Below are 14,051 nucleotides of genomic sequence, written 5' to 3'. Positions count from 1 at the left end.
CAGGCAGAAGGTTTCCACCAGACCGGCCGCATATTGTTCGACATCGCCCGGGTTTGAAATGCCCCAGTCACCCAGAACCAGTTGGGTTTCACCTGTGGTGGTGTTGAGTTCACCCTTACGGAAGGCAGCCCCGAAATCAAAGCGGCTGTCGCCACCGAGTTCGTAGGTAGCGTCAATGCGGAATTCATCCACATCGTGAGTCTGGCTGTTAGCCCAGGTACGTGCGATCTGTGAACCCAGATCTCCGAGATCCAGACGGCCATTGTCGTTACCGCGAATGGAATCGTCCATTTCGTAACGCTGAACCGGGAAGCCGCTGCGGAAATCAACTGAGTGAGAGGTTACAACCGGTGCACCGATGGAGACGGTGGTCGAGGTCGAACCATTCGAGTTGTTCGGCAGGGATTCGCCCTTGGACTTATGGTAGTCGAAATTAACCGTCAGGTTGTCGCTGACATTCCACTGTGCATTAAGTCCAAAGGACTTAAGGGTATCCTTGGTCGAGCGATACTGTTGCTCAAAGCCCATATCCTTAACAGGTGAAAGGGTTTCATGCATAAATACGGCAGTGCTGACCGGACCGTCTTCGAAGATGACCTGATCGAACGGACGGTTGAACCAGTTGGTCTGGTCCATACGTTGTTCAGTGGCTTCATTCTCAACAAACAGAACATCCGCCGTGAACAGCCAGTTTTCTACCGGACGCCATTGAGCCGTGGCTTGAACGTTTGTGCGCTTCGAGTTGATGTCGGAGATGTGGTAACGCGAATCATTGGCGAACGAGACCCACTCGGTCGCGCCTGGGGCGTTAGTAACAGTGGCACCCGGAGTTATGCGGTTGCCGCCGGGTAAGAAGGCGCTGCCGGGTTCGATATTCCAGCCATTGACAGTTGCCGAACGGGTGGTGATGTCACGTTCCGAATGGGCACCGAACAGAGAGAAACCAAAGGTGCGGTCTTCGTTAGACCAGCTGTAGGCGCCGGACACTTCGGGGGTCCAGTCCTTGCCGTCATAGACGTTTTCGCCATGCAGGCCCTTAACGGTGATCGAACCTTGTGAACCGGCACGGTTCAGCGGACGCAGGGTTTCGATGTTCAGGGTTGCACCAATACCGCCGGAAGAGATGTTAGCTTTACCTGTCTTATAGACCTTCAGGCCGCTGACGCCGTCTGAGGCGATGTTGCCGAAGTCGAAGTTCCGGCTTCCGCCGCCAGCGGTATCACCCGTCTGGTCACCACCGATTGCGGCGATGTTTGCGGTTGGCATGGTACGACCGTTAAGGGTCACAAGGTTAAAGCCCGGGCCAAAACCACGCACGGTGACTTCGGAACCTTCGCCGTTGACGCGGTTGATCGACACGCCGGTGATGCGTTGAATCGATTCGGCTAGGTTAGTGTCAGGGTATTTACCCATGTCTTCGGCAGAGATGGCATCGACGATGCCGTCCGAGTTTTTCTTGACGTTCATCGAGCGCTGAAGCGATCCACGCACGCCGGTGACGACAATGGTCTCTATTTCTTCGGTGCCTGTGTCGACACCCTGTGCCTGAGCGGTACCTGCCATTACGGCGAGGGTCGAGGCGCTGCAAAGCGCGACCCCACGCAGTAATCTTTGCAGATTCCGGCTGTTGTTCTTACGGCTCATTATGTTTCCTTCCGACTGTATTATTATGGTTATGGCTGTGCGTCCGCAGACGGCTGAGCGCAGGGGCGCAGCACACGTTTGCAGCGTTCAGTACGCAAACTCACCCGGACGTCACGGCGGTTACCATGTGTGCCGGGAGCATTGTCCTAAGGGAGCGTTTTGAACCTTTTGAGGTTTCCGACGTTCCTGCCCCGTTCGGGATCGCCCAATGGGATCAATCCTCGTTTTTTATGGGGTAGCGCTATCATGATAACGTTGTCAATTAAAGGGGGTTGGGACATTTCAAAGACATTTTTAACGTTATGAATGGCTGGTCGTTGCAAAAAGAACACAAAAATGTTTTTATAAATAAAATTTGTAATAATATTTTCGAAATTAGTTATTGATTTATATGCATAATATCTAAGATTGTGATAGCGTTGTCATACAATTGTGTGCAAAAATTTTAGGGGTTGGGGTGGCTCTGTCATTGCGCAGGGCGCATAAGGCGGGTGGCAGAGGCGAAATGCGCTTTTTCTGACAAATTTCTGCGGAAACTGGCGTCTGGTGCATCCTTAAGGGGACAGATCGACATCAGGGATTATGCAGCATGAAATTTTTCCTAACCGGCCTTGTGATTCTCGGGGGCTGTTTCGTCCTGCCCGCCGCGGTACAGGCAGAGACGTCACCGCGTGCCTATTATTTCGGCAGCGATCTTTCGTATGTGAATGAGATGGAAGATTGCGGAGCGGTTTACCGGGATAAGTCCGGTGCCCCGACGGACATATATGGCTTGTTTGCAGAGACCGGTACCAATCTGATTCGTATTCGTCTGTGGAATGATCCGCACTGGACGGATTATTCGCATCTGACGGATGTGAAGCGGGCCTTGCGGCGGGCGAAGGCAGCAGGGCTGCCGGTGTTACTGGATTTTCATTATTCCGATGACTGGGCTGATGGCGAGAAGCAACTGGTGCCCAAGGCCTGGGTCGGGTTGTCGGACGATCAACAGGCCGAGGCCTTATATAAATTCACCTATGACATCCTGATGGAGCTCCATGCCGAGGGGCTGATGCCGGATCAGGTGCAGGTGGGCAATGAGACCAATGGCGAAATGATGGGCGATCTGACCTATAGCGAAGGGCAGGCGAAAAAGCCGATCAACTGGGAACGCAACGCCAAACTGTTCAAGGCCGGTATCAAGGGGGTTCAGGATGCAGGTAAGGCGGCAGGCAAGATGCCGCGCATCATGCTGCATATCGCCCAGCCGGAAAATGTTGAGCACTGGTTTCTGGAGGCGACGCGCCATGGTGTGGACGGTTATGATCTGATTGGTATCAGCTATTATCGCAAATGGTCGAAGATGGATCTGACGGGATTGGCGGCGGTGATGAACCGGGTGCGCCATACCTATCCGGATAAGGACATTGTTGTAGTGGAAACCGCCTATCCGTTTACCGATGACCATAATGACCAGAGCGGAAATCTTCTGGGGTCGGATTCGGCTTTTGCCCCCTATGATGTCACGCCTGAAGGACAGGCGCGCTATATGAAAGATCTGATGCAGCTGACGCTCGATAATGGCGGGGTCGGTGTGGTCTATTGGGAGCCGGCATGGGTTTCGACGCCGTGCAAGACCCGTTGGGGTACGGGGTCGAACTGGGAAAATGCCACCTTTTTTGATTTTGACGGTAAGCCCTTGCCGGTGCTTGACTGGCCCACGGCGGACTATGTCTATCCGGTAGAACTGACCTTTGTTGTGGCCGGCGAAGGGCAGGAGGCCCTGTATATAACCGGTGATTTTACCGGCGGGCTGGCTGTGCCCATGCAGAAACGGGGCAGCGATTTTGTCTATTCGAGCTGGCTGAAGCCGGAGGCGCCGATTCTGGTGGGGGTGGCTCCGAAGCCTGAGGCATTGGGCGATGCCGAAGCATCGGAAATCATCGTGCCCAAAACGTCGGCGCGGGTCAGGCTAAGTGTGGCGCAATAACAGTCTCTAAAACGTCACAGGTGAATTAATTGTCATACAATTGTCTGGTCAAAGGCAAATTCTCATGCTTTACTCAAGGCGATCACCCGCACCAAGACGGGCGACGTTTCAGACAGGGTAAAATATGGAAAAGCGTAGTAACGGGAGGCGTCTCGCGGCGTATCGGTCGTGAGTATGCACCAGGAGCGGCTGGCCTTTGTGGGGACACATATCATGCCGCATGAAGCCGGATTGCGACAATGGCTGATGCGGGCCGGACTGAGTGAATCCGAGCGCGATGATCTGGTGCAGGAAATGTATTATCGCCTGTTGCGTCAGACGGGGTTCAGGCATATCACCAATCCGCGGGCCTATATGTACCGGACCGCGCGCAATATTCTGCTTGAGCAGGTCAGGCGCAATCGCGTGGTATCGATTACCACCGTGCAGAATATTGATGAACTGGGGATGCTGGATTTTACACCCTCCCCCGAGGACACGGTGTCGGCGCGGCGTGAACTGACGCGGGTGATGGACTTTATCGAAGGCCTGCCGGAACGTTGCCGGTCTGTGTTTGCCCTGCGGCGTATACATGGTCTGTCTCAGGCGGAAACAGCGCAACGTCTGGCGCTGAGTGAGAATGTTGTCGAGAAGGAAACCGCCAGAGGGTTGAGTCTGATACTGGCGCGCATAGCCGAAGGTGATTCAGACGCATTACAGGCAAAAGCGCTCACCCCTTTGGCGACCGGTCAGGTTAAGGCGGGCCATGTCACCTGAGGCTTTGTGTATCGATGAGGTGGCGGCCCAATGGGTGGCGCGTCAGGCCGACGCGCCGCTGGGGGCGGAGGCGCAGGCGGCATTTGATGTCTGGTATGCCGCAGACACCCGTCATCAGGGGGCCTATTTCAGGGCGCAGGCGGCCTGGGCCATGCTGGGGCGGGCCCGTGTGATGGGGGCCGGACAGGTGGTGCCTGAAAGCGTTACAGAAGCGGCGGCATTGGCGGCCCCTGTCGGTCAAACCGTAAGCGTCACCAGACGGCGGTGGCTGGGGCGTGTCGCCGGCGGGGCCGTGGCGGCCTGTGCCGGTATGGGTTTTGTGACGCATCAGGTCACGGGGGGGCGTGTCGCCTTGCAAACCGGTGTCGGGGAACTGCGGCGGTTGCCGCTTAAGGATCAGACCATAGCCAGCGTCAATACCGACAGCCATGTCGAGGTCGCCCTTAAGCCGCATCTGCGTGAAGTCAAACTGCACAAGGGAGAGGTGTGGTTTGATGTAGCCAAAGATCCCGAGCGACCGTTTCAGGTGCAGGCTGATCATCTTAGGGTTCAGGCGGTGGGGACGGCCTTCGGTGTGCGCCGCTTTGACAATGGTATAGAGGTGCTGGTCAGCGAGGGCACGGTCAGGGTTCGTTCCGAACGTTTATCCGAGGTGGATATGACGCTGACGGCGGGGCACATGGTCTTTGTGGCTTTTGATCAGGCCGATGCCCGTGCCGATTTCAGACCGGAAAGCGTTGATCGGGCACTGGCCTGGCGTGAGGGGCAGATTGCGCTGGATAATGACCGTCTGGATACGGCGATTGCTGAATTCAACCGCTATAACCGGCAAAAGATTGTGCTGGCGGACGAAGCGCTTGCCGGAGAAAAACTGGTGGGCTGGTTCCGTACTGACCAGCCCGAAGCCTTTGCCCGTGCCGTGCATGAGGCGCTGGGGGCACCGGTGAGGGTCAATGCGCAACAGATTACGATTGGTGAGACGGTAAGCGCTGCTGCCGGATAAAATTTATCGTCAGTCTTCGGCGGAAATGACAGCGTTATTCATCTTAGGGGCAGGGAGGGTGAGTGTCGCGAAAAAAGAGCGGCATTCTAACCCGTAAAATAACCACGGCCCGGTCAACCCGACGACCAGAGCCAAGATAAACGGGAAGCACATGTCATATCTATTCGGAACATCTTCAAGGATGGCTCTTTCAAGCGTGGCTCGTTCAGGCGTAGCTCTGGCGGTTTCCGCTATTGCCGTTATGTCGGCACCGGCCGCCTATGCGGAAACGGCGCGGGCCTTTGATATCGCCCCGCAACCTGCCGCCAGCGCGGTGCAGGACTTTGCGCGTCAGTCAGGCCTGCAAATTCTGGCCAGTGGCGACGACCTTGAGGGTTTGCGCACCAATGCGGTCAAGGGCACGTTTACGCCACATGCCGCGCTGAAAAACCTCATCAGCGGCACGGGCCTGACGATCAAATCCAATGATGGCCGCGTGGTGGTTCTGACGCGCGTGCAGGCACAGGATGCGGCCTCGCAGGCCGATACGGCACAGGCGGTCGCCCCTGCGGAAGAGCCGCAGGAGGTTGTGGTCGTCGGCATGCGCCGTTCCATGCGCGATGCCATTGCCCAGAAGCGTAGCCATTCCGGTGTGGCGGAATATGTGTCGGCCAAGGAAATCGGCGTCCTGCCGGATGTAACCATTGCTGAAACCCTTGCGCGTTTGCCGGGTGTCACCGCGACCCGCGACCGGGGTAATGATTCTCAGGCGGCCATACGCGGCATCGGCCCGCGTATGGTGCTGGGGACAATCAATGGCCGCGAAGTGGCGACCTCTGAACCTGACCGCAACGTGCGCTGGGAAATCTATCCGTCCGAAGTGGTATCCGGGGCGGCGGTATATAAATCGTCGGAAGCGCGTCTGTTGTCCGGTGGTATTTCGGGCACGGTCGATCTTCAGACCATTCGTCCGCTGCAATATAGCGGGCCTGAATTCGTCGCCCGTGCCGGTCTGGTGCATTATGATGGCGGTTCGGAGTTTCCGGACTATGACCGTACCGGCTGGCGCGCCTCAGGGTCGTGGGTCAAAAAGGTCAATGATCAGCTGGCCTTTGTTATCGGTCTGACCGGACAGAACCAGAAGAACGGGTACGAAAGTTTCCGGGGCTGGGGCTATAATGACGATAAGATACGCTCAGGCGATTCCACCGGCCCCATTGTCGCGGGCGGGCCGGACGTACCAACGCCGTGGGGCGCAGGGGCGCAGGCGAAGTTCCTTGATGCCGATCGTCTGGGGGCTTCGGTCGGGTTGCAGTATCGTCCGAATGAGCGGTTTGAACTGACCTATGACCTGCTCTATTCGAAATACAAGATCGATGAAAAGCAGAATCAGGCCTGGTACGGCGGTAATAACTGGGGCAACTGGGACGGTGGCAATGTGGGGGCCCATACTGACCCCGTTATCATCGGCGGCGATTTGGTAGGGGCGACGACGGCCTGGTCCGAGATCACGGCGGTGGTGTCGCGGTATCAGGAAGACAAGTCGCTTCTGGTGACCGGTCTGAACGGTAAGTGGATGCTGGACAACTGGACGGTGAGTGCCGATCTGTCCTATTCGACGGCCGAGCGGGAGAATATCTGGCGTTCGGTTCAGATGAACTATTATCCCGAAAGCATGACCTGGCGTCTGGGGGAAGACCCGCACATCAGCGTGTCGCAGCAACCCGATGCGGCTACGTTTACACCGGAGGCCGGTGAGGCGTCACCGGGGCGGGTCAAGGATGAACTGACCTCTGGCCAGCTTGATCTGCGGCGTGATTTCAGCGGGGATTTCTGGACGAGCCTCCAGTTCGGGGCGCGTTATGCAGATCGCACCAAGTCCGAGGCGATTGGCTATGGCACAAATCCGGCACCTCTGGCCGGTGTCACGGTCGATGGCTCAACGCTTAAGGCCTATGAGTTTAAAAACTTCGACATTCCGGCTATGCTGGATGGCAATTTCGACAGCCTGCTGCGGACGGTTTATGGTGCAAATGCCGTGGCGGTTAACCCCGGTAGCCTGCCGTTCAATGCCGAGGTCTCGGAAAAGGTCTGGGAAGGCTATGTGCAGGGTAATTTCGACACGACCTTCATCAATGCCCGTGCCGTCGGTAATGTCGGTGTGCGTGTGGTCGATGTTGAAAGCCTGTCGACAGGAGATTCTACGGTTAGTCAGTGGGTTGAGGTAACGCCCGGCAACTGGGTCGAGCAATCCGTCGTCACGCGTGTCTCAGCGGGGGTAAGCTATACCAAGGTGCTGCCGAGTGCTTCGGTAAGCCTTGAGGTGATGCCGGGGACCTATCTGAAGCTGGGGGCGGCGCGGGTGATCTCACGGCCGCCGCTGAATGAGCTTCGGGTGAACCGCAGTCTGTCGTCAGGTGCGCCCTATACAGGGTCATCCGGAAACCCCTATCTGAAGCCGTTTGAAGCGGATCAGATTGATGTGTCCTATGAGTATTATTTCGGTGCCGAAGCGCTGTTTGCGGTGGCCGGTTACTATAAGAAGGTCGGCAATTATGTGGGTTACAGCCAGCGGTCGGAAACGATCAATGGTAATAATTATGTGCTGACGTCACCGGTTAATTCGTCAGGCAGCGGCGGTATTTCCGGATTGGAATTTACCTTCCAAACGCCGTTTAGTGCCTTAACGGATGTCGCGTTCCTCGATAATTTCGGGGTCTACGCCAATCTGGCGCTGGTCAATTCCGATATCAAGGAAAGGGTGCCGAATGATAATCCCATGCCTATGGTCGGTATTGCCGATCAGACGGGGATTTTCGATCTGTGGTATTCGGCCAATGGTTTTGAGGCGCGTCTGGGGGCCAAGTATAACTCGGAATATACGGCACTTATGGGGTGGGATTCTTCAGCCCTTGTGCGGGTCAGGCCGTCAACGACGCTGGATTTCTCGGCGTCATATGCTGTGACACCGGCGGTGTCGGTGCGCTTTCAGGCGGGGAACCTGCTGGATACCCCCAGTGAGGTCTATACGGACTATAAGCGCCATCGCACGGGTGATGTCGAATATTACGGGCGCAGGTTCCTTATGGATCTGACGGTCAGGTTCTGAGAATGAAAAACAGGCTCCGGAAAACCGGAGTCTGTTTTATTGTGCGGGTATCACGCTCACGCTCAAGAGGGGAGGGGGTCAGACGCGAATGTTCAGCAGGCTGCCCGGGCGCAGGATGCGGCCTTCTTCGGGCCGGACAGGCTCGGCGCGGGCAATGTCTGCGGCCTTAAAGACGGTGGGCATATTTTGGGCGGCGGGGGCCTGAGTGACGGCTGTTTTTTTGAGGGTCGCCAGTGCCTGAGCGAAGCTGTTGGGCTGGCCTGAGGGGGCGTCTGAAACCGGTGCTGCCTGAGGGGCCGGACGCACCGACGCGTTGCGGAGCATCTGAGACAGGGAAGGGGTAATAGGCGTGCTCATGGCTTTAACCGGTACGGGTAAATTATGGTTAATGCGATCTTAAGGGTAAAAGGTCTTTCCGCAAAGTTAATATTGTATACGGAAATTAAAACGGCCCTCCTTGGGGGGCAAGGAGGGCCGCGCATGTCGCCGGTTTCGAGGGGGGGGGATGATCCCGGCGACTTACTTGGTGGCTGACATCAGTTGTATGACGTTCGCCTATAGGAAGATAAATAGGACCTATTTCAAAAAATGGAAGACCTAAAATAAAAAACTCACGTTATTTTTTATCAGGTCCAGTTGTTTTGAAGCAAGTCAGCGGCATTGTGGTATTCACCAACCGTATTTATCGCAACCGTGTAGTATAATGCCAGCATTACGCGAATAGTTTGGCCCATCCACGCTTCTCACGACCTTTCCAGGCCCCGCGATGATAGACGTCTGAGGCGATCAGCGGTACGACTGTAGTGGCTTCGGCAAAGACCATCTGCTCATAGGTGGTGTCGACCTTGCCCCATGAGGCGGCTTCCTTGAGGGTCGAGGACGAACAGGCCCCGTCACGCACATCGGCCACCGTGATCTGAACGGCATATTTGTGCATGTCGGCTTCGACGCCCAGAATTTCGGCGCAGACGACCGTGTCCTGTGCGAAGTTTTTCGGCACCCCGCCGCCGACCATAAACAGGCCGGTGGTGCCCGCAGCGATCTTGATGTCCGTCAGTTCGCGGAAATCGGCAATCGCGTCGAGCATCAGGTAAGGCTTGCCTGCGGCGGCGCGTTCTTTCTGGTGCTTCACCAGACCGAAACCGGCAGACGAATCGACAAAAGCCGGACAGAAGATCGGCACGCCATGCTCATAGGCGGTCTGGATCAGGCTGCCTTCTTTCTTGGCGTTTCCTTCCGACAGCCACTTGCCCATTTCCCAGATGAATTCGCGTGAGGAATAGCCGCGAGGCTCAAGGCGGTTGGCGATCTCAAGGATCGTGTGGTCGCAGGCCTGAAGCTCTTCTTCGTCGATATAGGTGTCGTAGATGCGGTCGATATAGTTGTCGCGCAGGACGTTGTCGTCCACCTGACCGGCGGCCTGATAGTGCTTGAAGCCAAGGGCTTCGAAGAAGTCCATGTCAACGATCGAGGCGCCGGTGGCGACGACGGCATCAATCATGCCGAACTTGATCATGTCGCGGTAAACGTGCATGCAGCCGCCTGCGGAGGTCGAACCGGCGAGGATCAGCCAGGGCGAGCAATCCTTGTCTTCGAGCGCCATGTTGAAGATGTCAGCGGCGCGCGCGGTGTCGCGGCTTGAGAAGCTCATCTTGCGCATGGAATCGATGATCGGGCGCGCGTCGTAGGACGTGATGTCCACGTGCTCGACGGTATTTTGCAGCAGTTCAGCCTTGGTGTTGGGGGTATTCGCGTTCATCTCTTGTGTCCTTTAGGAGATAAGAAGGTGGACGCCCGTCATTAAGTTTGTCGCGCATTTTTGTCCCAAAACCGCTGGGCACTTTTGGGAATGCGCTTCAAGCCTTTTGACCCCCAGACGGTGCGATGGGGAAGGTGCGCGGGCCTATACGGCATAAGGGCGCAATTTGCAAATCAAGGTTTTATAAAACCGATGAAGGCAGGCGCGGGTCAGGGACGCTTCATGGTGAAGCGGGCGGCTTCGGTGATCGCGAAATAATCGCCTGACCCGCCGCCGCGTAAAATGGGTTCGGCGTCAGCCGTGTGATAGACGCCATCGGTCAGGAGCGTCTGAGCGATATGCACGCCAACCACTTCGCCAAATACCATCAGGCCGTTGGTTTCGGCACCGACAGCGTTTTTGAGGGGAACGATCTGGGTTAGCTGGCATTCAAACGACACCGGACTTTCGGCCACACGCGGGGCCTTGATCAGGCGTGACGGCACGGGCGTAAGTCCCGCCAGTTCAAATTCGGAAATCTCCGGCGCGACCATAGCTGAGGTCTGGTTCATCGCTTCGGCCAGTGGGCGGGTCGCCAGATTCCAGCCAAAGCTGCCGGTGGCTTCGATATTACGCACCGTGTCCTTAAGGGTGGTGGAGGCAAAACCAACAATCGGCGGGCTATAGCTGAACAGATTGAAGAACGAATAGGGGGCGAGGTTAAGCCTGCCCTGTGCGTCCGTGGTCGAAATCCAGCCGATGGGACGTGGCCCGATGATGGCGTTCATCGGGTCGTGCTTAAGTCCGTGGCCTTTCGCGGGTTCATAGAAGTGTGCGTTATTCATTTTGCCCCGTATTGTTAGATGAGGCTGCGGCTAAATCAGAATCCCCCTCTGTCACTTCGTGACATCTCCCCCAGCGTAGCTAGGGGAGTATGAAGCGGGGGGAGCCTTAGATGCCTTCGCCATAGGCGACACTGTGGATGCCGCATTCGGTCTTTTCCTGACCGGCCCAGCGACCGGCGCGGGCGTCCTGACCTTCTTCGACCGGCTTGGTGCAGGGGAAGCAGCCGATAGATGGATAACCCTGCTCGACCAGAGGGTGCGGTGGCAGGTCATTTTCGGCCATATAGGCCTTGATGTCCTCGGACGTCCATGTCGCCAGCGGATTGACCTTATAGTTTCGGCCATCCCACTCAACGAGCGGCATGTGGGTGCGCGTCGCGCTCTGGTGACGCTTGCGACCGGTGATCCATGCCTGATAATCGTCCGTGACGCGGTTCAGCGGACGTACCTTACGCAGGGCGCAGCAGGCATCGGTTGACTGCTGCCACAGGATGCCCTTGGGATCGAAGTCTTTGGCTTCCTGCGGATCGGCCTTGAGGTTGATCAGGTTGGTCAGGCCAAGCTGCTTTACCAGCTGGTTGCGGTATTGTGTGGTTTGAAAAAAATGGCGGTCGGTATCAAGAAAGATTACCGGCGTATGCGGATTGATCTCAGACACCATATGCAGCAGCACCGCCGAATCCGCGCCGAAAGAGGAAGACAGGGCAATCTGTGACGGAAAAAACTCAGTCAGGGTCAGGCGCAGAATCTCCTGCGCCGTCAGCCCTTCGAGGCGTGCGGAAATCTCCGCTGCGTAAGCGGTTTCCGTGCCGTCTTCGACCTTGAGTGTGTCGATAAGTGTGGTCATATACCTTCAGGCTTCGGTTTTGGCGTGGCGTAAAGCCCAAACGGGTTTGTGGGCGTCAGCCGCGCTTTGATAGCTGTACTGATATAGGGATTTGATCCACGCAATAACACCCTCAGGGTCGGCATCCTTAAGGAGCAGCTCGGTAAAGCCGCACCGAAGCATGTAATGGGCCTGATCGCGCAGCACATCGCCGACCGCGCGGATCGGGCCGGTAAAGCCCAGATTCTGTTTCAGAATACGCGCTGTCGAATAGCCGCGCCCGTCACGATAGCCGGGGAAGCTGACCTCAACCAATGCGATCTTATCGAGATAGGGGATCAGTTCGCGCACATCATCGCCCGGCTCGATGCGCACACCATAGCGGCCATTGAGGGTGGGCAGGTCGGCCAGGGCGCGTTTGAAGGTCAGAACATAGGCCCCGTCGGCACCGATGGCGTCTTCGTCGGCCAGCAGCTGCCAGTCATTGGCGATAACCTGACCTTCAGCGGTGATCAGTTGCGGCGCAGATGCGGAATTAGGCTGGCTCATGCAGGGCCTCTTTGAATGTGTCGCGACCGAGACGGCCCAGCGTGTCGATGAAGCGTTCCGACGGATCGGTGCGCAGTTCAAGATAGAGCTTTACCACGCGCTCAATGGCGGCGGGGACGTCTTCGGCAGACAGGCCCTTACCCGTAATGGCCCCAAGCGCGGCCTTTTCGTCGGCACGGCCGCCGAGCAGAATCTGATAGAATTCCACGCCCTGCTTATCGACCCCCAGAATGCCGATATGGCCGACATGGTGGTGACCACAGGCATTGATACAGCCGGAAATCTTGATCTTCAGTTCGCCGATAGTGTCGGAAAGCTGGGCGTCCTCAAAGCGTCTGGAGATGTCCTGCGCCAGTGGAATGGAACGGGCATTGGCCAGAGAGCAATAGTCGAGGCCCGGGCAGGCGATCATATCGGTGATCTGGGCGACATTGGCCTCACCGAGGCCCGCAGCATCCAGTTTCTGATAGATCGTATAGAGGTCGTTGCGATGGACATGGGGCAGGATGATGTTCTGTTCGTGTGAGACGCGCAGTTCACCATAGGCATAGTCATCGGCCAGATCAGCCATCACATCCATCTGGGCATCCGAGGCATCGCCCGGTACGCCGCCGATGGGCTTAAGGGAGATGGTGAGGCTGATGTGGTCGTCATTGCGATGCGCCAGCGTATTGTTGCGCACCCAGCGGGCGAAACGGGAATCAGCGGCTTTGGCGCGGTCGAAGGCGGCCTGATCGAAGGCCTCAGCCTTATAGGCCGGTGCCGGGAAGAAGCTCTTGATGCGGGCGATTTCCGCATAGGGTGCGTCGATGGCGTCCTGATCGAGGGCGTTCCATTCTGCCTCGACCTGACGGGCATATTCTTCGGCACCGAGGGCAGCCACCAGAATCTTGATGCGCGCCTTGTAGCTGTTGTCGCGGCGACCATAGCGGTTATAGACGCGCAGACAGGCTTCGAGATAGCTCAGGAGCTTTTCACCGGGCAGGCCGGATTTGATCAGCGGAGCGACGGCGGGAGTACGACCAAGGCCGCCACCGGCATAGACGTCAAAGCCACGCTCGGTCAGTTGCAGGCCGATATCATGTACCCGCACGGCGGCGCGGTCTTCGGTGGCACCGGTGATGGCGATCTTGAACTTGCGCGGCAGGAAGGCATATTCGGGGTGGAAGGTGGACCACTGACGGATCAGTTCGGCCCACGGGCGCGGATCGTCGATTTCGTCCTTCGCGGCACCGGCGAACTGATCCGTCGTGGTGTTGCGGATGCAGTTGCCTGAGGTCTGGATGGCGTGCATCTCAACCTCGGCCAGTTCGTCGAGAATGGCGGGTACCTCGGCCAGCTTGATCCAGTTGAACTGAATGTTCTGGCGGGTGGTGAAGTGGCCAAAGCCCCGGTCATAGGTGCGGGCAATATGGGCGAATTTACGCACCTGACGCGAGGACAGCACACCATAGGGCACGGCGACGCGCAGCATATAGGCGTGCAGTTGCAGATAGACGCCGTTCATCAGACGCAGGGGCTTGAACTGGTCTTCGGTGATCTCACCGGACAGACGGCGGCGCACCTGATCCGAAAATTCGGCGTTACGCTGTTTGACGATGGCGTGGTCGTAATGGTCGTAAACGTACATGAC

Annotated in this window: 11 protein-coding genes; 4 read left to right on the top strand and 7 right to left on the bottom strand. The window is 57.1% G+C overall.

The window, feature by feature from the left end:
* Positions 1-1,644, bottom strand: a 1,644-nt coding sequence (locus E5201_RS10860; RefSeq protein ID WP_140986036.1) for a TonB-dependent receptor, incomplete at its 3' end; no start/stop codon positions are given.
* Positions 1,645-2,233: 589 nt separating this feature from the next.
* Here E5201_RS10860 and E5201_RS10855 point away from each other — a divergent pair.
* The 4 genes from E5201_RS10855 to E5201_RS10840 all read left to right on the top strand — a co-directional run bounded on the left by E5201_RS10855 (position 2,234) and on the right by E5201_RS10840 (position 8,460).
* Positions 2,234-3,613: a glycoside hydrolase family 53 protein gene (locus tag E5201_RS10855; RefSeq protein ID WP_140986035.1), complete on the top strand. Its 1,380-nt coding sequence runs from the start codon at positions 2,234-2,236 to the stop codon at positions 3,611-3,613.
* A 174-nt stretch (positions 3,614-3,787) separates the two neighbouring features.
* Positions 3,788-4,369 (top strand): RNA polymerase sigma factor, encoded by a 582-nt coding sequence (locus E5201_RS10850; protein ID WP_181404607.1) that lies wholly within the window; start codon positions 3,788-3,790, stop codon positions 4,367-4,369.
* Positions 4,359-5,372 carry a FecR family protein gene (locus E5201_RS10845; protein WP_140986033.1) on the top strand — a complete coding sequence of 338 codons (1,014 nt, stop codon included), beginning with the start codon at positions 4,359-4,361 and terminating at the stop codon, positions 5,370-5,372. The genes E5201_RS10850 and E5201_RS10845 overlap by 11 nt, the downstream gene beginning before the upstream one ends.
* A 196-nt stretch (positions 5,373-5,568) precedes the next feature.
* Entirely contained in the window at positions 5,569-8,460 is a 2,892-nt protein-coding gene (locus tag E5201_RS10840) for a TonB-dependent receptor (protein ID WP_246050572.1), read from the top strand.
* Positions 8,461-8,538: 78 nt separating this feature from the next.
* Here E5201_RS10840 and E5201_RS10835 read toward each other — a convergent pair whose 3' ends face one another.
* The 6 genes from E5201_RS10835 to E5201_RS10810 form a co-directional block, all read right to left on the bottom strand.
* Entirely contained in the window at positions 8,539-8,817 is a 279-nt protein-coding gene (locus E5201_RS10835) for a hypothetical protein (protein ID WP_140986031.1), read from the bottom strand.
* Between the two features lie 355 nt (positions 8,818-9,172).
* The gene (locus tag E5201_RS10830; RefSeq protein WP_140986030.1) at positions 9,173-10,219 is read right to left on the bottom strand and encodes a 1,9-bis(guanidino)-5-aza-nonane synthase; all 1,047 of its coding nucleotides are present in this window, start codon (positions 10,217-10,219) and stop codon (positions 9,173-9,175) included.
* Positions 10,220-10,428: 209 nt separating this feature from the next.
* Complete coding sequence (locus tag E5201_RS10825) at positions 10,429-11,043, bottom strand: flavin reductase family protein (RefSeq protein WP_140986029.1); 615 nt, start codon at positions 11,041-11,043, stop codon at positions 10,429-10,431.
* 106 nt (positions 11,044-11,149) lie between these two features.
* Positions 11,150-11,890 (bottom strand): phosphoadenylyl-sulfate reductase, encoded by a 741-nt coding sequence (locus E5201_RS10820; protein ID WP_140986028.1) that lies wholly within the window; start codon positions 11,888-11,890, stop codon positions 11,150-11,152.
* A gap of 6 nt (positions 11,891-11,896) precedes the next feature.
* Entirely contained in the window at positions 11,897-12,418 is a 522-nt protein-coding gene (locus E5201_RS10815; RefSeq protein WP_140986027.1) for a DUF934 domain-containing protein, read from the bottom strand.
* A complete protein-coding gene (locus E5201_RS10810; protein WP_140986026.1) occupies positions 12,405-14,048 on the bottom strand; it encodes a nitrite/sulfite reductase in 1,644 nt (547 codons plus the stop codon). Before E5201_RS10810 ends, E5201_RS10815 begins: the two co-directional genes overlap by 14 nt.
* Positions 14,049-14,051: the final 3 nt, after the last annotated feature.

Origin of the sequence: Asticcacaulis tiandongensis (assembly GCF_006475605.1) — a bacterium.
Lineage (GTDB): Bacteria > Pseudomonadota > Alphaproteobacteria > Caulobacterales > Caulobacteraceae > Asticcacaulis > Asticcacaulis tiandongensis.
Note: the sequence above shows the minus strand (reverse complement) of the source record. Positions and strands in the feature narration are given on the sequence as shown.